Origin of the sequence: Nonomuraea marmarensis, assembly GCF_043197025.1 — a bacterium.
Taxonomy (GTDB): domain Bacteria; phylum Actinomycetota; class Actinomycetes; order Streptosporangiales; family Streptosporangiaceae; genus Nonomuraea; species Nonomuraea marmarensis.
This window is the reverse complement of the sequence record NZ_JBICRM010000021.1, coordinates 65,729-87,150: the sequence shown is the minus strand read 5'-3', so window position 1 is coordinate 87,150 and position 21,422 is coordinate 65,729. Positions and strand designations below refer to the sequence as shown.

General features: G+C 69.7%; 21 protein-coding genes. 11 read left to right on the top strand and 10 right to left on the bottom strand.

All coding sequences use genetic code 11. The features are described from left to right. Position 1: 1 nt before the first annotated feature. The gene (tdh, locus tag ACFLIM_RS30380) at positions 2-1,102 is read right to left on the bottom strand and encodes an L-threonine 3-dehydrogenase (protein ID WP_393171255.1); all 1,101 of its coding nucleotides are present in this window, start codon (positions 1,100-1,102) and stop codon (positions 2-4) included. Positions 1,103-1,272: 170 nt separating this feature from the next. On the opposite strand from tdh, the gene ACFLIM_RS30375 reads away from it, so the two are divergent. From ACFLIM_RS30375 to ACFLIM_RS30365, 3 genes are all read left to right on the top strand, one after another. Beyond that, positions 1,273-2,421 carry an ROK family transcriptional regulator gene (locus ACFLIM_RS30375; RefSeq protein WP_393171254.1) on the top strand — a complete coding sequence of 383 codons (1,149 nt, stop codon included), beginning with the start codon at positions 1,273-1,275 and terminating at the stop codon, positions 2,419-2,421. Positions 2,422-2,431: 10 nt separating this feature from the next. Further along, positions 2,432-3,604, top strand: a complete 1,173-nt coding sequence (locus ACFLIM_RS30370; protein WP_393171252.1) for a Gfo/Idh/MocA family protein — start codon at positions 2,432-2,434, stop codon at positions 3,602-3,604. 301 nt (positions 3,605-3,905) lie between these two features. Further along, positions 3,906-4,436 (top strand): hypothetical protein, encoded by a 531-nt coding sequence (locus ACFLIM_RS30365; protein WP_393171251.1) that lies wholly within the window; start codon positions 3,906-3,908, stop codon positions 4,434-4,436. 84 nt (positions 4,437-4,520) lie between these two features. Here ACFLIM_RS30365 and ACFLIM_RS30360 read toward each other — a convergent pair whose 3' ends face one another. From ACFLIM_RS30360 to ACFLIM_RS30330, 7 genes are all read right to left on the bottom strand, one after another. After that, on the bottom strand, positions 4,521-5,597 hold the full coding sequence (locus tag ACFLIM_RS30360) for an SPFH domain-containing protein (RefSeq protein WP_393171250.1): 1,077 nt from the start codon (positions 5,595-5,597) through the stop codon (positions 4,521-4,523). Positions 5,598-5,600: 3 nt separating this feature from the next. Beyond that, complete coding sequence (locus tag ACFLIM_RS30355; protein WP_393171248.1) at positions 5,601-6,032, bottom strand: NfeD family protein; 432 nt, start codon at positions 6,030-6,032, stop codon at positions 5,601-5,603. A 73-nt stretch (positions 6,033-6,105) separates the two neighbouring features. Then, the gene (locus ACFLIM_RS30350) at positions 6,106-7,278 is read right to left on the bottom strand and encodes a L,D-transpeptidase (RefSeq protein WP_393171246.1); all 1,173 of its coding nucleotides are present in this window, start codon (positions 7,276-7,278) and stop codon (positions 6,106-6,108) included. Positions 7,279-7,356: 78 nt separating this feature from the next. Continuing rightward, positions 7,357-8,460 carry a fumarylacetoacetase gene (fahA, locus tag ACFLIM_RS30345; RefSeq protein WP_393171245.1) on the bottom strand — a complete coding sequence of 368 codons (1,104 nt, stop codon included), beginning with the start codon at positions 8,458-8,460 and terminating at the stop codon, positions 7,357-7,359. A 64-nt stretch (positions 8,461-8,524) separates the two neighbouring features. Beyond that, entirely contained in the window at positions 8,525-9,322 is a 798-nt protein-coding gene (locus ACFLIM_RS30340; RefSeq protein WP_393171243.1) for a hypothetical protein, read from the bottom strand. Next, on the bottom strand, positions 9,283-10,452 hold the full coding sequence (locus ACFLIM_RS30335; protein ID WP_393171242.1) for a homogentisate 1,2-dioxygenase: 1,170 nt from the start codon (positions 10,450-10,452) through the stop codon (positions 9,283-9,285). The genes ACFLIM_RS30340 and ACFLIM_RS30335 overlap by 40 nt, the downstream gene beginning before the upstream one ends. A gap of 77 nt (positions 10,453-10,529) precedes the next feature. After that, the gene (locus ACFLIM_RS30330) at positions 10,530-11,159 is read right to left on the bottom strand and encodes an IclR family transcriptional regulator (protein WP_393171241.1); all 630 of its coding nucleotides are present in this window, start codon (positions 11,157-11,159) and stop codon (positions 10,530-10,532) included. A gap of 89 nt (positions 11,160-11,248) precedes the next feature. Between ACFLIM_RS30330 and ACFLIM_RS30325 the strand changes: the two genes are divergently transcribed. The 3 genes from ACFLIM_RS30325 to ACFLIM_RS30315 all read left to right on the top strand — a co-directional run bounded on the left by ACFLIM_RS30325 (position 11,249) and on the right by ACFLIM_RS30315 (position 13,582). After that, a complete protein-coding gene (locus tag ACFLIM_RS30325) occupies positions 11,249-11,863 on the top strand; it encodes a hypothetical protein (protein ID WP_393171240.1) in 615 nt (204 codons plus the stop codon). Positions 11,864-11,902: 39 nt separating this feature from the next. Beyond that, positions 11,903-13,030, top strand: coding sequence for an NAD(P)/FAD-dependent oxidoreductase (locus tag ACFLIM_RS30320; protein ID WP_393171239.1), 1,128 nt, complete (start codon positions 11,903-11,905; stop codon positions 13,028-13,030). A gap of 99 nt (positions 13,031-13,129) precedes the next feature. Further along, positions 13,130-13,582 carry a hypothetical protein gene (locus ACFLIM_RS30315; RefSeq protein WP_393171237.1) on the top strand — a complete coding sequence of 151 codons (453 nt, stop codon included), beginning with the start codon at positions 13,130-13,132 and terminating at the stop codon, positions 13,580-13,582. Here the strand turns inward: ACFLIM_RS30315 and ACFLIM_RS30310 are convergent. Then, positions 13,569-14,807 (bottom strand): MFS transporter, encoded by a 1,239-nt coding sequence (locus ACFLIM_RS30310; RefSeq protein ID WP_393171235.1) that lies wholly within the window; start codon positions 14,805-14,807, stop codon positions 13,569-13,571. The genes ACFLIM_RS30315 and ACFLIM_RS30310 overlap by 14 nt on opposite strands. Positions 14,808-15,001: 194 nt before the next feature. Here ACFLIM_RS30310 and ACFLIM_RS30305 point away from each other — a divergent pair, with 194 nt between their 5' ends. From ACFLIM_RS30305 to ACFLIM_RS30295, 3 genes are all read left to right on the top strand, one after another. After that, the gene (locus tag ACFLIM_RS30305) at positions 15,002-16,972 is read left to right on the top strand and encodes an MMPL family transporter (protein ID WP_393171234.1); all 1,971 of its coding nucleotides are present in this window, start codon (positions 15,002-15,004) and stop codon (positions 16,970-16,972) included. Between the two features lie 146 nt (positions 16,973-17,118). Next, positions 17,119-18,405, top strand: coding sequence for a hypothetical protein (locus ACFLIM_RS30300; RefSeq protein WP_393171232.1), 1,287 nt, complete (start codon positions 17,119-17,121; stop codon positions 18,403-18,405). Between the two features lie 275 nt (positions 18,406-18,680). After that, positions 18,681-19,013: a hypothetical protein gene (locus ACFLIM_RS30295; protein ID WP_393171231.1), complete on the top strand. Its 333-nt coding sequence runs from the start codon at positions 18,681-18,683 to the stop codon at positions 19,011-19,013. Between the two features lie 52 nt (positions 19,014-19,065). Here the strand turns inward: ACFLIM_RS30295 and ACFLIM_RS30290 are convergent, their stop codons facing one another. Further along, complete coding sequence (locus tag ACFLIM_RS30290) at positions 19,066-20,046, bottom strand: aldo/keto reductase (protein WP_393171229.1); 981 nt, start codon at positions 20,044-20,046, stop codon at positions 19,066-19,068. A 63-nt stretch (positions 20,047-20,109) separates the two neighbouring features. Here ACFLIM_RS30290 and ACFLIM_RS30285 point away from each other — a divergent pair, with 63 nt between their 5' ends. After that, positions 20,110-20,982, top strand: a complete 873-nt coding sequence (locus tag ACFLIM_RS30285; protein WP_393171228.1) for a LysR family transcriptional regulator — start codon at positions 20,110-20,112, stop codon at positions 20,980-20,982. Continuing rightward, positions 20,913-21,401, top strand: a complete 489-nt coding sequence (locus ACFLIM_RS30280) for a glycosyltransferase (RefSeq protein ID WP_393171385.1) — start codon at positions 20,913-20,915, stop codon at positions 21,399-21,401. The genes ACFLIM_RS30285 and ACFLIM_RS30280 overlap by 70 nt, the downstream gene beginning before the upstream one ends. The last annotated feature ends 21 nt before the right edge of the window (positions 21,402-21,422 follow it).

Genomic DNA, 21,422 nt, shown 5'->3' with positions numbered 1-21,422 from the left:
CTCAAGCGCTCCTGTCCATGGTCGCGGCCGCTTCGGCCTCCGTTGGCTCGTTCCTCGCTCTCTCCGGCCGAGCTCCTCCGCTCCAATCCAGGATGACCTTGCCCGTCCGGCCGCTGGCGGCCGTGTCGAAGGCGGCGTCGAAGTCTCGGTACGAGAAACGATCGGTGATTACGGGGGAGAGGTCGAGGCCCTTTTCCAGCAGGACGGACATGTTGTACCAGGTCTCGTACATCTCGCGGCCATAGATGCCCTTGATCGTGATCATCGACGTCACGATGGTGGCCCAGTCGACGGCGAACTCCTCGGCGGGCAGCCCCAGCATGGCGATCTTCCCGCCGTGGGTCATGTTCGCGATCATGTCTCGCATGGCCCCGGGGTTGCCGGACATCTCCAGCCCCACGTCGAACCCCTCGCGCAGGTGCAGCTGCCGCATGCCCTCGGGGATCGAGGCATTGGAGACGTTCAGGGCGAGGGAGACGCCGAGCTTGCCGGCCAGCTCGAGCCGCTCGTCGCTGACGTCGGTGATCATCACGTGCCGCGCGCCGACGTGCGTGGCCACGGCCGCCGCCATCAGCCCGATCGGCCCGGCCCCGGTGATCAGCACGTCCTCGCCGACCAGAGGGAAGGACAGAGCAGTGTGTACGGCGTTCCCGAACGGATCGAAGATGGCCGCCACATCGGGGTGGACGGGGATCCGGTGCACCCAGACGTTCGAGGCGGGCAACGTGACGTATTCGGCGAACGCGCCGTCCCTGTTGACCCCGAGGCCGACCGTGTTGCGGCACAGGTGCCTGCGGCCCGCCATGCAGTTGCGGCACTTGCCGCAGACGATATGCCCCTCACCGCTGACGAGGTCGCCGACGGAGATGTCCTCGACGCCCGGCGCCACCTCGACCACGTGCCCGGAAAACTCATGCCCCACGATGAGCGGAAGTTTCAGGGTATGCCGCGCCCAGTCATCAAATTTCCGGATATGCAGGTCGGTGCCGCAAATGCCGGTCCGCAGCACCCGGATCTTCACCTCGCCCGGGCCGACGGCGGGCTCCGGCACGTCCACCAGCCGGAGTCCGGGCTCTGCCTTCTCCTTGACCAGCGCTTTCATGGCTCCCATTCCCCCTAGTCCGAACCTAACGCACTGTGCCCGCTCCCCTCCGGACGTGTCCATCGAGGGATTCTTAAGTGCCCCCACAGCTCCGCTTCACGCCGCCCCGGGTGCTTGCCGGGCCGGGCAGAATTAAGCAAGAATGTTGGATAAATTTACGGAGGTATGCGGTGCGACAGCAGCTCAGCGGCGACGCCTCCGTTCTGCGCAGGCTCAACTCTGCGGCGATCCTGCGACTCCTGCGCGAGGCCGGGGTGGCGACACTGTCGGAGCTGGCCAGCGGCGCCCGCGTGTCCAGGCCGACCGCCGAGGCCATCGTGGAGCACCTGCTCGCCGAGGGGTGGGCGGAGGAGTGCGGTGAGGAGCCGGGCGACCGGCAGCGGGGGCGGCCGGCCAGGCGGTTCGGGTTCCGCGCCGCGTCGGGTCACGTGATGGGCGTCGGCATCGGCGCGTCCAGGTTGCGGGCCATGGTCGCCGACCTCAACGGCACGATCGTGGCCGATCGCCGGGCGCCGGGCGATCCGGACATGCCTGCTGAGGACCGGCTCGACGCCATCGCCGAGCTGGCCGCGGCGGTCGCCGGACAGGCCGGGCTGTCGTTCGCGGACATCGTCGCCGTCGGTGTGGGCACCACCGGCACCGTGGACGGCGCGGGGCGGGTCGTGAAGAGCGTCGCGCTGTCCGGCTGGACCGGCCTCGACCTGCGGGGCGAGCTTGGCGACCGGATAGGCGCGATGGTGCTGGTGGACAACGACATGCGCCTGGCCGTGCTGGCCGAGCACTGGCGCGGCGCCGCCCAGGGCCGCGACGACGTGATCTACCTGTTCACCGGCGACCGGATCGGCATGGGCCTGCTCATCGGCGGCCGCCCGCACCGGGGCGCCCACGCGGCCTCCGGCGAGATCGGCGCCCAGCCCTACGAGCACTGGAACGCCTTCAAGCACGTCATGGACTACGCGCTGGCCGTGGAGCCGGGCGAGCTGCGCTCCAGCAGGCAGAGCGCGGAGTTCGCGATCGCGCGGGCGCGCTCGGGCGACGCGAAGGCCGGGCTGGCGGTCAGGGAGCTCGCCCGCGGACTGGCCGCCGGGCTGATCACCGTGGTCAACCCGCTCGACCCGGACTTGGTGGTGATCGGCGGCAGCCTCACCTCGGCCGGCGACCTGCTGGTGGGGCCGATCAGGGAGGTGTTCGAGGAGTACTGCCTCTACCCGCCGGAGGTCGTGGCGTCCGGGCTGGGCAGCGAGTGCATCACGTTAGGGGCGGTCCGCTTCGCCCTCGACCACGCCGAACGCCACCTGTTTTCGCAAGGAACTTTCTGAAAGGATATCTGTGGACGATCTGCGCATCGGAGTGATCGGTCTCGGCCTCCGTACCAGCCTCGCCCTGGCCGCCCACCGCCCGGGCAAGGGCGCGGTCGTGGCCGCGCTGTGCGACTCCGACCCGGCGGCGCTCAAGCGGCAGGCGGGCAGGTTCGAGGCGGAGTTCCTGACCGAGGACTATCGCGAACTGCTCGAACGGCCGGACCTCGACGCGGTCATCGTGATGACGCCCGACGACACGCACGAGCGCGTCGCGATCGACTGCCTGGAGGCCGGCAAGGCCGTCTACCTGGAAAAGCCGCTCGCCATCACGGTGGAGGGCTGCGACAACATCCTGCGCGCCGCGCGGCGGACGGGAACCAGGCTGTACGTGGGGCACAACATGCGGCACATGGGCGTGGTACGCCTGATGCGCGACATCATCCAGAAAGGCGTGATCGGTGAGCCCAAGACCGTCTGGGTGCGCCACTTCGTCTCCTACGGCGGCGACTACTACTTCAAGGACTGGCACGCGGACCGCACCCGTACCACGGGCCTGCTGCTGCAGAAGGCTGCGCACGACCTGGACGTGATCCACTGGCTCGCCGGCGGCTACACGACCAGGGTGAACGCGTTCGGCGACCTGATGCTCTACGGCGACCTGCCGCGCCGCGAGCCGGGCACGCCGCGGCCGGAGGGCTGGCTCCAGGAGTACGAGTGGCCGCCGGCCTCGCGGGCGAACCTGCATCACATCGTAGACGTGGAGGACGTGTCGGTCATGAACATGCGCCTCGACAACGGCGTCATCGCCGCGTACCAGCAGTGCCACTTCACCCCCGACTACGTGCGCAACTACACGGTCATCGGCACGGAGGGCCGCCTGGAGAACTTCGGCGACGGCCCGGGGGACACGGTCAAGGTGTGGAACACGGGGCCTACGGCATACCGGGATGATTGCGACATCGCGTACAAGGTGCCGCTGGCGCAGGGGACGCACGGGGGCGCGGACCCGGAGATCGTGACGGAGTTCCTCAGGTTCGCCAGGGACGGCGGTTCGACGGACACCTCACCGGTGGCGGCCAGGATGAGCGTGGCGGCCGGCTACATGGCCACGATGTCGCTACGGAACGGCGGCATGCCGTACGACGTGCCGGACCTGGACCCCACGCTGGCCGCCTACTTCGACAACGGCCAGGGCTATTAGTAGGCGCTCCAGGGTTGGAAGTGCCGTTCTAACTATGCAACACTGTTGCAAGGTTGGTACAGGTCAGTCGAGGAAGACATCAGCACAACGACATCAACGGGGCTTTGAAGGCGGCCCGCAAGATCGAGTCGTTGACCGTGGTGGAAAGCCACAACAGGCACGTCTGGGGACGGATCGAATGCATCTGTGGCGACGATACGCAGCCAGTCTGGTGCACCCCGCGTAACCCAGGCGCCCACGCGAAAAGGATTCTCCGGTGGGTCAACGATCACGCCGAGTGCGCAAAGAACGAGGAGGGGTCATGATTACCTGGGACTTCCGCGTCACTCTGAACCGGCAAGTAACCGATGAAGAGCTGAACGCTCTGTTCGAGGCAGGTCTGGATGACTGCACGATATCGGGAGGCAAGGACGGCAGCGTCTACGTCATGTGCGACCGCGAGGCGGAGAGCATGCTGGACGCGATCGCCTCCGTGATCGCGCAGATCAAGACGGTCTCCGGCCTCTGGCCGGTCGGCGTGGGGGAGGACGACGGCGTGACCCTGGGAGACGCCGCACGCCGGCACGGCGGGCGCACACAGGCCAGCCTGCGCCAGCTCGCCACGGGGCAGCGCGGTCCCGGCGGATTCCCCGCTCCCCTCATCGAGGCCGACAACATCAGCATCTATTCGTGGGCCGAGATCTCGGAGTGGCTGCGCACGCGGATGGGGGATGACATTCCGCAGGAGAACCCGGACGTCGTTCTGGCGGATGCGCTGGTCAAGGTCAACTGCCGGGCCCGAGCCGCGCATCGGGAGGACGGGCTTCGCCACCTGTTCGAGGTCATCGCCTGACCCGGCGCCTCACCCCTCAACCTCACCTCTTCCACGGCAGAGGTGCCCGCCACGTGGCAGGCACCTCGCACGAACCCCGGAGCGTCAGTGCTCGGCCTCCGTGGTCTTGCGGTCCAGGTCCGGGAACGGGGACGGCTCCTTGGCGGCCTGCGTGAGCTGGCGAGGCCCGTTCGGGCTTTCCGCGTCCTGGGCGTCCGCCACCGCCTCGGCCGCCGCCTCCGCGGCCTTGGCCACCTCCTCGTCCATCTCCGCCGGCTCAGGCAGCTCTTCGCGCGTGGCCGCCGACTTGGGCAGGGCCTCCGTGAACGCCTTCGAGACGCCCTGCAGCGCCGACGTCACCTCGCTGGGAATCACCCAGAACGTGTTGCCCGAACCCTGCGCGAGCTGCGGCAGGACCTGCAAATACTGGTACGCCAGCAGCTTCGGATCCGGGTCGTTGCGGTGGACCGCCTGGAAGACCTGGTCGATGGCCCGCGACTGGCCTTCGGCCTCCAGGATGGCCGCCGCCCGGCCGCCCTCGGCGCGCAGGATGCGGCTCTGCTTGTCACCCTCGGCGGTGAGGATCTGCGACTGCCGCTGGCCCTCCGCGTTGAGGATCGCGGCCCGCTTGTCTCGCTCGGCCCGCATCTGCTTCTCCATCGCGTCCTTTATGGTCTTGGGCGGGTCGATGGCCTTGACCTCGACGCGGTTGACGCGCAGGCCCCACTTGCCCGTGGCCTCGTCGAGGACCCCGCGCAGTTGGCTGTTGACGGTGTCCCGGGAGGTCAGGGTCTTCTCCAGGTCCATGGAGCCGACGACGTTACGCAGCGTGGTGACGGTGAGCTGCTCGACGCCCTGGATGTAGTTGGCGATCTCGTACGCCGCCGCCCGCGGGTCCGTGACCTGGAAGTAGAGGACCGTGTCGATCTCCACGACCAGGTTGTCCTCGGTGATGACGGGCTGCGGGCGGAAGGAGATGACCTGCTCACGGAGATCGATCATGTTGTAGACGCGGTCGACGTACGGGATGACGAAGTTGAGACCCGGCTTGAGCGTGCGCTGGTAGCGGCCGAGCCGCTCGACGTTGCGCGCCCGCGCCTGCGGGACGATGCGTACGGCCTTGAGCACGGTGAACACCGCGAAAAGTATGACGAAAATTCCGACCAGCAACAGCGGATCCATGAGTCACTCCCGGGGATATACGAGGGCGGTAGCTCCCTCGATCTCGATGATGTCGACGGTCGCCCCCGTGGGGATCACCAGGGTTTCGTCGTAGGCACGTGCCGACCACTCCTCGCCCCCGATGCGTACACGCCCGTCGCGGCCGGTGACCTCCACGACCACGTAGGCGGGCTTGCCGACGAGTGCTTCCACGCCGAACCGCTGCAGCTGTGGCTGCCTGATATGACGCATCGCGAGCGGCCTGAGCACCATCAGCCCGGCCGCCGATGAGACGGCGAAGAAGAGCAGTTGCAGGGGAACGGGCAACCCGATGGCAGCCGTCGCGGCGGTCAGGAGAGCGGCCACGCCCAGCAGCCCCAAAGAGGCCGTGAGCGTGAAAATCTCAGCCACGCCGAGGACGACTGCGAGGATTACCCAGACGATCCATTCATCCATGTCCGGCCCTCCTAGTAGGACAACGGGCCTGTGTTCGCGAGTGGTTCCCCCTTCTTCTACCGTAATCCTGGAATTACCTCTGCGGCACCCATCCACCTGCGGAATCGGTGTCGCGCAAGGCACTGCCCTCTCGCCATTTCGCCCACGGGAGTTGCCAGAAGCCCCATCCGTTGTCCCACTCCAGGTCACGGCTGGTGCCGGTGATGGCGACCGGGTCGCCGCGCAGGGAGGTGTCGAAGAACCAGGCCGCCTGGTCGGGCCGGGAATTGATGCAGCCGTGGCTGACGTTCGCCCGGCCCTGCGCCCAAACGTTGTTCTTGGCGTGCACGTATTCGCCGCTGTTGGAAATGCGCACAGCATGGTCGATCAGCAGGTCGTAATAGCCGGGGTCGTCTTCGGAACGCCCTGGTGAGACCATGCGGACCGGGTTTCCCTTGTCCATGGTCAGGTGGATGCCGCTGGTCGTGGTGTATTCGGGGGTGGTGGCCATGCCCGCGCTGATGGCCATCTGCTGCACGACCTTGCCGTCGCGGCGCACGACCATCTGGTGTGTCCTGGTGTCGATCGAGCTGGTCTGCTTGCGGCCGACGGTGAAGGCGAAGGTGGAGTCGGTGGCGCCGTAGAGGCCCTCGGCCGCGCGCACCCCGGCCAGGTGGGCGGTGACCGTGACCGTCTGCCTGGGCGCCCAGAACCGCCGGGTGCGGTAGACCACCTGCGTGTCGCTGGTCCACCGCCACACCCCCTCGACCGGGGTCTGCGACCTGACCTCGAGCGCCCGCTCGACGGCCGCCTTGTCCTCCACCGGGGTGTCGAAGTCGATGATGATCGGCATCCCGGTGCCGACCGTCTCGCCGGGCAGCGGCGCGGTCGAGGCCACCTGGAACGTGCGCGCGGCGGACCGGGTGCGGAAGCGGCCCATCGCCACCGTGGCGGGCCCGCGGGCGCCCGCGGCCGTGGCCGTCACCGTGTATTCGGCCGCGGGTTTGAGCGTCCAGTCGGAGCGCCAGGTGGTGCGGGAGTCGTCGAGCCGGCCGGGCACGGACTCCCCGCTCTCGTAGACCAGGACCTTGCTGAGCGTGCCGCCCCGCACCCTGACCACCAGGCCGCGGTCGGGGCGGGCGCGCTTGCTGTCGAACGAGGGCGAGATCTGCACGACAGGGGGCGAGGACGGGGTCTCGGCCGTCACGGAGGCGCAACCGACCAGGAGGAAGACGACACAAATCAGCACGGCACGCCGCAATGTCACTCCTGCTTCCGAGGGATGTTCACGAGGGAGGGAGACCCCAGGGTAGCGGCGAGTCAGCGGTCAAGCACGTTGAGTCACTTATGCGACAGTTCCGGAAACCTCACCCAATGTCAGGTCGCCCGCGGTGGCCCGGATGGTGACGGTGTCCCCGTCCTGGAGGAATGAGCGCGTCTCGCCGCTCGCGAGCTTGATCGGATCGGTCCCGTTCCAGGTCAGCTCGATGAGAGAACCGCGCTCACCACGCGAGGGCCCGGAGATTGTGCCGCTGGCGAACAGATCCCCGGTACGCAGCGACGCCCCGTTCACCGTCATGTGCGCCAGCATCTGGTCAGGAGTCCAGTACATCCCCGAGTACGGCGGCCGCGCCACGACCTCCCCGTTGAGCAGCACTTCGAGCGAGACGTCCAACCCCCAGTCGGCCCGCCTGCGCAGGTAGGGGAGCGGTGCAGGCTCCTGGGGGCGACCGGGGATCCTGGGCAGCGCCTCCAGCGGCGTGATCCACGGCGACACCGACGTGGCGAACGACTTGGCCAGGAACGGCCCGAGCGGCACGTACTCCCACGCCTGGATGTCCCGCGCGCTCCAGTCGTTGACCAGCGTCACCCCGAACACGTGCTCCTCCAGAGCCCCGGCGGGAGAGCCGTCCGCGGTCGGCACGCCGACCACGAACCCCAGCTCCGCCTCGATGTCGAGCTTCGCGCACGGCCCGAACACCCCGGCCCCGAGCTGCCCGTGCGGCCGCCTGACCGGAGTGCCGGACACGACGACCGTGCCCGACCTGCCGTGGTAGCCGACGGGCAGGTGCCGCCAGTTGGGCAGCAGTGGCTCCGAGCCGGGACGGAAGATCTTGCCCAGGTTGCTCGCGTGCTCCAGCGAGCAGTAGAAGTCGACGTAGTCGGCCACCTCGAACGGCAGGTGCAGCCGCACCTGCTCCAGCGGGATCAGGTGCCGCTCGGTGACGGCGAGGTCGCCGGTGAGCTTGTTCTGGATCAGGGTCCTGGTGTCGTGCCAGGCCGCGCGGCCACGGGCCATGAACGGGTTGAGCGAGGGGGCGGCGAACACCTCGTCGTGCAGCGCGGGGGCCAGGTCGAGCACCTTTTCGCCGTACCGCACGCCCACCCTCGGCGTCTCCCCGGGACACGAGAACACCCCGTAGGGCAGATTGTCCACTCCCCAGCTCACAGGCCCTCCCTCGTCGGTCCTGCGAGCAAGCTGCTGTGTCTACCGGTTCGCTCGCTTCGCTCGCTCACGTGATCAGCCCCAGCGTGCGCAGGTCCTCGATGGGTGTGCTGGTGCTGCACGAGCCGTAGCTCACCAGCAGCCGCCGCGCACGTTTCGCGGTGTCCTCCTGTACGGAGTGCGCGAGGCGGACGAGATGGCCCACGTCCGTGGTGCGGAGCACGGGCACCGGGTCGTGCCCCTCCACGGCCTCGCAGACCGCCAGCAGCAGGTTCAGGAAGCCGTGCCGGTCGACGCCGATCGAGGGGTCGAAGTGGCGTACGGCGTGATGCAGCCCGGCCGTGGCCTTGAACGGGATGTCGTGCTCGACGCAGTACCTGATGAACCCCGCGAGGTGCTCGACCGGCGGGAAGTCGTCGGCGGCCGGGCCGCCGCAGCGCACCTTCAGCCCCACGCCTTCCGGCACGTCGATCGCCATCTTGCGGGGCGGCGCCACCTCGACGAAGAGCCGCACGCTGTCGGGCAGGTCCAGCCGGTCGGCCAGCCCTTCGATCGTCGAGTCGGGCGGCAGCCGCGACTCGACGAAGTCCACCGGCAGGTCGTCGAAGGACGGCAGCCGCTCGGTGTCCGCGATCAGGCCGATCCGGCGCGGCCGGTACGGGATGCCGCGCAGCCGGTCGAGCCGGCTGGCCGGGCACAGGAAGCGGTGCGTCAGCACGTCGATGCCCCGCTCCAGGTCCCGCCGATTGCGGGCCAGGGCCTCGTCCATGTGCAGCGAGGTCGGCGGGAACAGGCCGGCGTCGTCGATCAGAGCCGTGTAGACGCTCATCGCGCCCAGGTCCAGGCGTAGCCGGGATCCTCGCACGCCAGGGCGCCCTGGCCGAGGTCAAGCGGCCGGAATGTGTCGATCATCACGGCCATTTCGCTCGTCGTCGTGACGCCGCGGGCGACCGCGTCGATCACCGCCTCGACCGCCCCCGGTTGCGGCCCGTGGGTGAACCCGGCCGGATGCAGCGAGATCGAGCCCACGTCGATGCCCGAGCCCTTGCGCGCGGAGTAGTCGCCGCCCACGTAGAACATGAACTCGTCGGAGTCCACGTTGTGGTGGTTGTAGGGGATCGGGATGGCCTCGGGGTGATAGTCGAGCGGCCGCGGGCAGAACGAGCACACCACGAACCCCGGCCCCTCGAACGTCTGGTGCACCGGCGGCGGCGCGTGCGTCTTCTTCACGATCGGCTCGAAGTCGTTGATGTTGAACGCGAACGGATAGAGGTATCCGTCCCAGCCGACCACGTCGAACGGGTGGTTGCGGTAGACGAGCCTGGTCAGCCCGCCGCGGGTGCGCACCAGCACCGGCACCTCCTCGCCCTCGACGACGAGCGGCTCGGCGGGGCTGCGCAGGTCGCGCTCGCAGTAGGGCGCGTGCTCCAGGAACTGCCCGTGTTGCGACAGGTAGCGCTTGGGCGGCCTGATGTGCCCCGACGCCTCGATGGCCAGCACGTTGACCTGCCCGTTGGGCACCCACCGGTGGATCGTGCCGGTCGGGATGACGATGTAGTCGCCCTCCCCGGCCTCGATCGCGCCGTAGGCGGACTCGAAGCGGACGTTTCCGCGCTGGACGTAGACGCACTCGTCGCCCATGGAGTTGCGGTAGAGCTCGCTCGCCCGGTCGCTGGTGGCGTACGACAATCGGACGTCGCCGTTGCCCGCCAGTGACATGCGCCCCGTGATCACGTCGCCCGCGCTGGACAGCTCCTGAGTGCGGAAGTGGCGGGGCGAGAGTGGCAGGTTGGGCTCGAGTCGCGGCTCCGTGGTGGGCGTGACCGCCTCCGCCTTGACGATCGCGGTCGGCAGGTAGCGGTGGTAGAGCAGCGAGGAGTCGGCCGAGAACCCTTCCTCGCCCATCAGCTCCTCTGCGTAGAGACCGCCGTCCGGCCGCCTGAACTGCACGTGCCGTTTGCGCGGCACTTCCCCAACGACCCGGTAGTACGGCATCGCCCCTCCATGATGTCCGTTATCCGGACGGATCTGTCCTTTATACGTAAGTACCGTCCGCCATCGGCCTGGAGATGTCAACCCAGCGCGGCGGCCAGTTCGGCGGCGGCCACCACCACCCGCGGCCCCGTGGACTCCTCCAGCGGCCCGAACGTCACCACCCCCACCGACGCCTCCAGCCACGGCAGTCCCGTGACGGGCGCGGCCACTCCCCGCGCCCCTTCCTGCAACTGCCCCTCCGTGACGAAGTAGTCGTCACGCCCGTCACGCAGCGCCAGGATCGCCCGCCCCGCCGCGCCTTTCGCCAGCGGATGGCGCGAGCCCTCCCGGTAGGCCACGTGCATGTCGGTCCAGGACGGCTCCACCACCGCCACGGCCAGCCCGTCGTCGCCCTCGGCCACGGTCAGGTGCGCGGTCGCGCCCACCTCCTCGGCCAGCCGCCGCAGCGTCGGCACCGCCGCCGCCCGCAGCAGCGGCTGCACGGCCTGCGCCAGCGCCAGCAGCCCGAACCCGAGATGCACCCGCCCCTCGGCGTCCCTGCGCACGAAGCCCTCGTTCGTCAGCGTCGTCAGCAGCCGGTACACCACGGGACGGCTCAGCGACAACTCGGCGCTCAGCTCCGTCGGCGTGCGCCCCACCTTCTCATCGGCGAGCAGTCTCAGCAGGCGGAGCCCGCGTTCCAGGGTCTGAGCGGATTCAGCGGCCATGAGAACGATTATCTAGTGACGCTGCTATCTGGTGACTCAGAGCGCTGAAGAGGGTACGTATCGAACGGGAGGAAGATCCGGGGGGTTGAATGATGCGGCAGAAGTGGGTGCTGCTGCTTGCCGTGCTGCTCGGGTGCGCTTTGTCCCCCGCCGTGCCCTCGCTCACGATGACCCAGGTGGCCCGGGAGACCCCGCTCGACCCCAGCCTGGTGGAGGACACCTTCTACGTCACCGAGGGCATCGAGGTCAGCCAGCGGTTGCGGCCCACCGCCAAGGGCCTCGCGTTCCGCGCCGCCTATCTCGCGGTCGGGGTCAAGGTCGACAGGAGCGGCAAGCTGTACGGCACACCGCAGCGCTCCGGCACGTACGTGGCCCCGATCAACGTCTGCGCCGGCCGGTCGTGCCAGGAGCGGGAGCTCACCCTCGTGGTGCTGCGCTACGTGCCCTGGGAGCCGCGCGAGCTGACCTTCCCCGGCAAGGCGGGCAGCACGCTGAACGGCGAGATCGGCGTCAACGGCGGCCCGGCCGGCGTGATCCCCACCTTCACCGTGACCGACCACGCCAAGCTCCCCCAGGGCGTGACCATCGGGCCCGACGGCCACGTGGGCGGCGTTCCGGCGGCGCCCGGCATCTCCGAGGTCCCGCTGCGGATCTGCGTGGCGGGCAACTGCGCGGGCGTCGTGGTCCGGCTCATCATCGTGTGAGTCTTGCTATCGCCCGCTCTTTCCGGTCACCGTGGTCTCATGAAATCGGTCATTGTGGTCGGAGCGGGCATTTGGGGGTCGTCACTGGCGTTGCGGCTGGCCGAGGCCGGCTGGCAGGTGACGCTCGTCGAGCAGCACAAGCCGGGCCACGTACGGCAGGCCAGCGCGGGCGAGACCCGGCTGCTGCGCTGCGCGCACGGCGACGACGACTGGTACGCCCGGCTCGCCTGGGAGGCCAGGGACGGCTGGCGGCGGCTGGGCGAGCGGGCAGGGGAGGAGCTGTACCAGGAGGCGGGCATGGTGTGGTTCGCCGGTACGCCGGACGGGTGGGAGCACGCCAGCGCCCGAGTCCTGAAAAATCTGGACATCGAGTGTGAGGTGCTGGACCCGGCCGATGGGGGCAGGTTCTTTCCCGACTTCCGCGGCGACGATCTCAGCTTCCTGCTCTGGGAGCCGCACGCGGGCGTGATCAGGGCCAGGCGGGCGACCCAGGTGACCGCGGGTCTGGCGGTGGCGGCCGGGGTTCGCCTGGTCAGGGGCCGGGCGGTGCCCGTGGTGGGGGACGCGGCGCCGTACCGGAACGCGGTGGAGATCGACGGCGAGGTGCGGCACGCGGACCGGGTGGTGTGGGCGTGCGGCGCGTGGTTGCCCGCGCTGTTCGACCTGCCGCTGACGGTCACGAAGCAGGACACGCTGCACTTCGCGGTGCCTCCCGAGTGGTCCGTGCCCGAGACTCCCGCCTGGGTGGACTACGGGGCCTCCGCCTACGGGCACGGCGACGTGGACGGGGTGGGGATGAAGGCGACCTCCGACGCCGAAGGGCCGCCGTACGAGCCCGAGCACGGCACGCGCGTCGTGGACGCGGTGAGCGTCGAGCGGGCCAGGAGCTACCTGGGGCGCAGGTTCCCGTCGCTGGCGGGGGCGCCGGTGCTGTTCAGCCAGGTGTGCCAGTACGCGCTCACGCCCGACGCCGAGTGGCTCATCGCCGAGGTGTCACCCGGGGTGTGGGTGCTGGGCGGGGACTCGGGGCACGGGTTCAAGCACGCTCCCGCGCTGGCCGGGTACGTGGCGGGCGTGCTCGACGGGGACCGCGGGCCGGAGCCGCGCTTCGGGCTGCACGCGCGCACCCCCTCACGCGGGCTGAGGACGAGCGGCCAGGTCTGGTAGGGCGGGCCGTACCCGAAGTCGGGGGACGGCGGGCATGATCCGGGCAGGTCGCGCGGCGGACACTTCAGAGGTAACCCACCCCGGCAATGGAGGCCCGCCATGAGCACACTCACCCACCCGCGTTCCACCGAAACTCCGCCCGTCGTGCACACCGCCGCCACGCTCTGGTTCTGGGCGGTCGCGTTCGGCGCGTTCGAGACCGCGCTGGTGATCTTCACCAGCGGTTCGGCGTTCCTCGACCTGCTGCCCGGCGTCGCGTTCCGGCTGGCGGTGTTCGCGGGGGCGATCTTCCTGGCCCTGCGGCTCAAGCGCGGCGCGAACTGGGCGCGCTGGACGCTGGCCGGGACCCTGGGCGTGTTCGGCACGCTCTCGCTCGTGCTCGACCCCGTCCTGTGGCTGCTGGACGGCGGCTCGATCGCCGAGGCCGTCGCCGGCGCGGACACGATGGGGCTGGTCTTCGCGGCCAGCAGAATCCTGCACGTGCTGGCCGTGCTGGGGGCGGTGGTCCTGATGTTCCAGCCCAGGGCCAACGCCTACTTCAGGTCAGTGTGAGCCGGGGCGCGCGCAGGTTGCGCACGCCCGGGGACAGCAGCGCGGCGAGCGTGGACAACACGACGATGGCCGCGCACCCCAGCAGCGCCTGCTCCGTGCCGAACAGGCTCGCCGCCGGCCCCGCCAGCAACAGCCCGATCGGGCCGAACATCAACGACCCGAGCATGTCGTACGAGCTGACCCGCGAGAGGGAGTCGGCCGGGATCTCGCGCTGCATCGTCGTCTGCCACAGCACGCCGAACACGTCGAAGCACACGCCGAGCACGAAGGCCCCGGCCACGATCCCCCAGAGCGGCGCGTCGAGCCCGAGCAGCACGTACGGCAGCGCGGTCGGCAGGCACAGCAGCACCGCCACCAGGATCGGCCGGCGCGGCCGCAGCCGGATGGAGAGCAGCACCCCGGCGATCGTCCCGACGGCCTCACCGGCGAGGAACGCCGACCAGGCCGCCGGGCCGCCGAGGGTCTCCTTCGCCAGCAGCGGGCCGAGCACCCCGTGCCCGGCCTGGATGGCCATGACCATCAGCGAGAACTGCGCCACCACCACCCAGATCCACTGCCGCGAGGCGAACTCCCGCCAGCCGTCACGCAGGTCCGCCAGCACCGAATGCCGCTCGGCCCGCGGCCGTTCGCCCGGCTGTACCCGCAACATCGCGATCAGCACGCCCGCCACCGCGAACAGCGCGCCGCTCACCACCAGCGCCCAGCCCCCGCCGAACAGCACCACCGTGCCGCCGCCCAGCACCGCGCCGGCCACGCGCGAGGCGTTCGCGCCCAGGCCGAGCAGCGCGTTGCCGGTCTGCAGCCGGTCGAGCGGCACGACCTCGGGGATGATCCCGGTCAGCGCGGGGAACGTGATAGCCGTGGCCACCCCGCTCAGCGCCGCCGCCGCGCTCAGGGCGGGCAGCGGGGTCCAGCCGGTGAGCAACATCGCCGCCAGCGCGAAGAACCCCGCCGCCATCAGGAACTCGCCGGCCATCATCACCCGCTGTCGCGGCAGCCGGTCCGCGATCACGCCGCCGACCAGCATGAACACGATCATGGGCAGCGACTCGGCGGTGAGCACGACGGACAGGGTGGAGGCGGTGGCCCCGGGCAGGTTGAGGATGCCGAACGCCAGCGCGACGGGTGCGAACGCGCTGCCCAGAACCGAGATCGTCCGTGCCGTCAGCAGCAGCGTGAACCGGCGGTCCCGGAGCAGCCCCAGATCGCGTACATAGCTGTCCACCGGCCTGAACCCCCTGAGAAAACGGTCAAACCTCGCTAGTCTGCCGGTTCTCTTGACCCTTGTCGTCCCAATATTCAGCCGGTCTTGTCACAGGGCCAACAAGACCGAACTAGGAATGTGCAGGGGTTTGGCAAGAATCGCGACACCTTCTCCCGTAATTTGCTAGGTCCCTGCTGTCGGAGAGGGGACCAGGCATGCGCTTGTTCGAGTCCGCTGGCCGCCTGGTCCATCGCGGCCGGTGGACGGTGCTGGTGCTGAGCCTGGTGGCGGCCGTGCTCGTCGCGCCGCTGGGGATGGAGCTGTTCGGGCGGATGGCGGGCGGCTTCGAGGACCCGCGCGCCGACTCCACGACCGCCGCACGCTGGAACGACGAGTGGTACGGCGGCGACACTCCCGACGTGGTCGTCCTCTACCGGCATCCGGCGGTCGAGGTCCGGGACCCGCGTTACAAGAAGGCGGTGCACGACTCGCTGCGCGGGCTGCCGGGCTCGTACGTGCGCGGGATGGCCACGTACTGGACGACCGGGTTGACGGAGATGGTGTCGGAGGACGAGCACTCGACGTACGCGCTGGTCACGCTGAAGGGCGAGGCCAGGGAGAGCTACGCGGCCATCGCGGACCGCCTGAGGAGCGTCGAGAACCTGCACGTCGAGGTCGGCGGGTCGGTGCCGCTGCGGGCGGAGCTCGACGAGCGGGCCGCCGCCGACCTGGCCCGCGCCGGGGCCGTCTCGCTGCCGGTGCTGCTGGTGGTGCTCGTGGTGGTGTTCGGGAGCCTGGTGGCGGCCGGGCTGCCGCTGGTCGTGGGGCTGTTCGCGGCGCTCGGCGGGCTGGTGCTGCTCCGGCTGCTCACCGAGGTCATGGAGGTCCCGGTCTTCGCCATGAACGTCGTCGCCCTGCTCGGGCTCGGGCTGGCCGTCGGCTATTCGCTCCCCGTGCTCAAGGCGTTCAGGGCGGAGATCAGGGCCGGGGCCGGCAGTCAGCAGGCCGTGGTGCGGGCGATGGGCACGGCCGGGCGTGCCGTGGCGTTCTCCGGGGTGGCGGTGGCGGCGGCGCTGCTGGGGCTGGTGTTGTTCCCGCAGCCGTTCCTGCGCTCGATCGGGTTCGGGGCGGCGGCCGTGGCCTTGTTCGCGCTGGTTGCCGCGCTGGTGGTGCTGCCCGCCATGCTGGGGATTCTCGGGCGGCACGTGGACACGCTGCGGATCATGCCCGATTTCGGGCCCTGGCGGCGGGACGGCGGGGTGTGGCACGGGGTCGCGTCGAGCCTGCTGAGCCTGGTCGCGGTGATCGTGGTGCTGGTCCTGCTGGCGGTGCCGTTCCTGCACGTCGAGAACGTGGATCCCAGGGTGTTGCCCGCCGCCTCCGAGAGCCGCAGGGTGGCGGAGAGCATGGACCGCGACTTCGCCGGGAACTCCATGGCGCTGATCGACGTCCACGTCCTGGTCGAACGCTCCTTCACCGGCCGTTCCGCGACTCGTGGACCTCTCGGGCAGGGCTATTCGCCGATCAGCTCCGTCACCCCTGTTTCCCGTGCCGACGTCCGGCCCCTCATGGACCGGCTGAGGAGACTTCCCCATGTCACGGGCGTCGACCTGGCCGGGCTCTCGCAGACCGACGGCGCCGTGCGGCTGGCGGTCCGCCACGACCGGGACCCCATGTCGGACGAGGCTCAGGAACTGGTCACGTCGATCAGGTCCCTGGCGCCCGAGCCGGGGCTTCGCCGGGTGGTGGTCGGCGGGCCGACGGCGGCCCGGATGGACCTGCTGGACAGCTTGTCCGCCATCTTGCCGTGGCTGGCGCTGGTGGTGTGCACGGCCACGGGGGCACTGCTGTTCGCCGCCTCGGGATCGGCGAAAGGCTCCACCACCACCACGCCGCCGCCGGCCGCCGCGCCGCCTGAGGTGGTCGCTGCGCCGCGGCGGGAGGCGCCCGCCCAGCTGCCCGCTCTGCCGAGCGCCGGGCCGCCGGTGACCGTCAACGGGCGTGCGGCGATCTTCGGCGTGGACACCGATCCCGTGCCCGTGTCAGCCGAACACGTGCCTGTCAAACCGGCTGAGCCCGAGCCCGCCGGGGAAGAGCGGCCCGCATGGGTGAGGGTGACCGAAAGGCGTGCCAAGGTCGTGCGGGCGGATCCCGACGGTCCCGGGTGGGCGTGGGTGGAGGAATGAGCCTGCCGTACCGAACGATCGGAGTGACTGGGAGGGCTACTCCGCGTCGGGAGCGGGCGTGAAGAAGGGCATAGATCTCATTGAACGTTGTTGATCGTCCGGATATGGTGCATATGCCCACGATCACCCCCTGGAAGTAAGGCCTCATGCGACTGCGGCAGATCTTCGCCATCGGACTCGCCCTCTCACTCCTAGGCATCGGTGCTCCCGCGTGGTCGGAGGACGACCCGAGGAGCTGCAACGACCTGATGTCCGCCGACACCCCGGCGTACGTGGTCTGCCGGTGGATGGCCACCCCCGAGGAGGCCGCGGACATCGCGAGGTTCTGGCTCGACAACGACGGCCAGAACATGATCGACGCCGGTCCGCAGGACCCGATCACGATCGACTGCACGGAGCCGGGCAACCAGTGCGCGACCGACTCCGAGGGCGACGGCGAGATGCATGACGTCGGCGACCCGGACGTCGAGGGCGCCGAGGACGGCGGCACGCCCGAGTGCCAGAACGGCGAGCAGTGCTACGTGGACGGCAACGGGATCAGCGCCGCCGAGAAGGCAGCCGCTCAGGAGACCCCGGCCGGGCAGGCCACGCAGGCCGTCGCCCAGACGAACATGCGCGTCTGGATCGAGACCGAGCTGGCCGACGACTACAAGGCGGGCAAGCTCACCGAGGCCGTCAAGAAGGTCGCCGCGCTGGCCGCGACGCAGCCCGGGGTCGTCGGGATCAGGTTCACCTCTCAGCTCGGGTTCAACCAGACGTTCACGACGGCGGACGAGATCGACAAGTTCGTCACCGAGGCCACGACCGCGCTGCGCACCCTGGCGCCGGGCAAGAAGCTGGCCGCGCACACGGTGGTGCCGCTGTTCGGCTGCGGCGCGAACGACGCCTGCAAGGCCGAGATGACCAAGAAGTACCCGCTGCTCGACCCCGACCGCGTCGGCGCCTGGCTCAGCAAGGGCCTGATCGACCAGCTCACCCTGGACAGCGGCCGGCTGGCCACCGAGTACGCCACCTGGAAGATCGACGCCGCTGAGGCCCAGCGCAACCAGTCGATCCAGGTACGTGCCCGCGCCTGGGACGCCTACGGCCAGATCGCGTACGAGGACGCCTCCTTCGCCGCCGCCGGGACCGCCCAGCTGACCGAGGAGCAGGCCACCAAGGCCATCACCGACCGCATCGCGGCCCCGCTCCAGGACGACGCCGCTGAGACGATCACCCTGTGGTCCCGCTGGCAGAACGACCAGGGCCAGGTCAGCCGCGTGTACGGCGAGAAGTGGGCCGCCAACGCCACCTGGGACCAGCTCAAGAAGCTCGGCACGGTCCGCCCCCGCCTGGCCACCATCTACGACCCGGCCAGCCCCGAGGTGGACGTGGCCACGGACCTGAAGAACCTGTCCGAGGTCTTCGGCCAGGTGTACCTGCACGCCGCCTGACCCCGACCCCCGACGCCGGGTATCGCCTGTCGAGGCGATGCCCGGCGTTCTGTTGTCCACTGGCGATCGGCGCCGGCTATCGCGGCCACACATATGGCTGGATCACTTGGTCGTGGCTTCGTCGTTAGGGTCCTGTGGCGGTCCCGGATGTCCCGTTGCCCTGCCTGCTGGCGCGTGAGAGGTTCAAGGCCACGGGAAGAGGTCATCATTAAGTGATGAGTTCACTACTTACGGTGACCTTGGGGGGTTGGCCAAATCCAGAAGGGGGATCCACCATGGCGGAAAACTTCGCCGACCTGCCGGCGTCCGCGTCCGTGCGGCTGATCGACTTCGAGGAGGCGAGGGTCGTACCAGGGATCGTGCCCAACTCGTTCATCCTGATCGTGAGCGGCACGAAGCCCTACCTGAACATGAAGGTCTCGCTGTCGCCGCTGGTCTACATCAAGCAGCCCGAATACTGGGGCATCGAGGTCGTGGGCTCGCTGCCCGGCATCGGGCTCCCGGCCACGGCTCCCTACACGGTGTCGATCCCGCTCGACGGGATCCTCGGCACCAAGGGGATCGAGGTCATCGGGGCGACCAACCGCAAGACGTTCGACGTTCCGTAAGAAACGCATGACCGCCGGGCCAGGAGCCGCCGCACGGCGCCTCCTGGCCCGCTTAGAGCAGGGTCGCGCCGGCCACGTCGAGCTTGGCGAGGGCCTCGTCGATCCTGGCCAGCGTGTCGGCGTGCAGGGTGAGGTCGGCGGCGGCCAGGTTCTCCTGGATGTGGGCGGGGGTGCGGCTGCCCGGGATGGTCACCACGTGCTCGTCCTGGTGCAGCAGCCAGGCCAGGGCGAGTTGCGCCGGAGCGATGCCGAGTTGCGCGGCCAGGGCGCGGATCGGGGCGTAGCGGTCGTTGTTGCCGGACAGGTTCTCGGCGGAGAAGCGGGGGGCGTTGTGGCGGAAGTCGCCCTCGGCCAGCGATCGTACGGTGCCCGTCAGGAAGCCGTTGCCCAGCGGGCTCCAGGCCACCAAACCCACACCCAGTTCCCGGGCGGTGGCCAGCAGGTCCGCGTCCAAGGGGCGCCACATCGACCATTCGTTCTGCACGGCCGACACCGGGTGGACCGCGTGCGCCGCTCTCAGCTGGGCCGCCGTCACGTTGGACAAACCCACGTGCTTGATCAGGCCGGCTCGCACCAGGTCGGCCATGGCGCCGACCGTGTCCTCGATCGGCACGCCCGGGTCCGGGTAGTGGGAGTAATAGAGGTCGATCACGTCCGTGTCCAGGTTGCGCAGGCTGCGTTCCGCGTAGCCGCGGATCAGGCGGGGGTCCGCGTTCACCCGCAGTTCGTTGAACGCGTAGCCCACCGGGTGCGACCTGCTCGGCTCGCCCTCCGGGATCGCCAGGCCGAACTTCGTGGCGAGCACCACCTCGTCCCTGCGGCCCTTGATCGCGCGGCCCACCAGGCGTTCGTTGTGGCCGTCCACGCCGTACGCGTCGCTGGTGTCCACGTGGGTCGCGCCCGCGTCCAATGCCGCCTCGATCGCCACTTCCGCGCGGGCGTCGTCGATGTCGCCGTACACGCCCGGTGACAACACCATGGCGCCGAAACCGATGGCGGGGACCTGCAAGCTTCCGAGTGCGCGTGTCTTCATGGTCTGAAATCCTGCCGCTCGCACATCAGCGCAGTCCAAGACCTTTTGTTATAACCAGTGGTTATGGATGTGCATCTGCGGGAGTTGCGGTACTTCGTCGCGGTGGCCGAGGAGTTGAACGTGACGCGGGCCGCCGAGCGCCTGTTCGTGTCCCAGCCTGCCTTGTCCAAGCAGCTCCGGGTGCTGGAGCGGCAGCTCGGGTTCCGGTTGTTCGAGCGGGTGCACAGCGGGGTGGTGCTCACCAGGCAGGGCGCGGTGTTGTTGCCGGTCGCCCGCGACCTGCTCGAACGGTGGACCGGCGGGCTGGAGAGCGCGCGGGCCGCGGCACCCACCGGGACGCTGGTGATCGGGATGCAGACGGCTGTCGGGAGGGGACTTCAGCAGGAGGCGCTGCGGCGGTTCCGGGCTTCGATGCCGGGGTGGGAGGTGTCGTTGCGGCTGGTCGGGTGGGACGATCCCAGCGGCGGGCTGGCCGACGGGTCCTCCGACGTGGCGTTCATCTGGTTGCCCGTGCCGCCGGGGCTGAACACGTACGTGCTGGTCACCGAGGAGCGTGGGGTGGCCATGCCGGACGATCATCCGCTGGCCGAGCTGGCGGAGGTCCCGTTCGCGGCGCTGCGGGACGAGCCGTTCATCGCGTTGCCCACCTCCTCGGGGCCGCTGCGGGACTTCTGGCTCGGGCTCGACGCCCGGGACGACGAGCCGGTCGTCGGGGTCACCGCCAACACACCCGAGGAGGTGTTCGAGGCCGTGACCAGTGGGCTGGGCGTGGTGCTGGTGGCCGAGGGGAACGCCACCCTCTACAACCGCCCGGGAATGACCTACCGGCCGGTGACCGGGCTGCCTCCCGGCGAGCTGGCGATCGCCTGGCGGGAGGGGGACGGGAGGCCGCAGGTGGTCGCATTCGTCGAGTCCCTCCGCCGGGCGGTTACGTAGGGTTACATGGTGCTTCATACCCTGTTATCCGAATAGGACGTCTTCGCGGGGATCCGTCCGGGTATGCGGATCGTTCGGCTGGCCAATTTCGTCACACCGACCTCGGGCGGGCGATCCAGGAGGCGCTCGCGTCCGGCGTCCCCGTCGTCGCCCCGGCCGCGGGCGGCCCGCTCGACGTCGTCAGGCCCGGGGTCAATGGCCTGCTCTACCCGCCGGGCGAGCCCGAGCCGCTGCGGGCCGCGGTCGCCGCACTGGCCGCGGACCCGGAAGAGCGGGCCAGGATGGGGCGGCTGGCCCGGGAATCCGTACGGGAGAGGGGCTGGACGGCGGTCTGCGACGACCTTCTCGGTCACTATCGGGGTGTTCTGGAGCCTGAGCCGATAGTCTTCGCGCGAAAAATGCCTTCTGGCCTGTCTTGAAACAGGTCCCGATTGGACTCG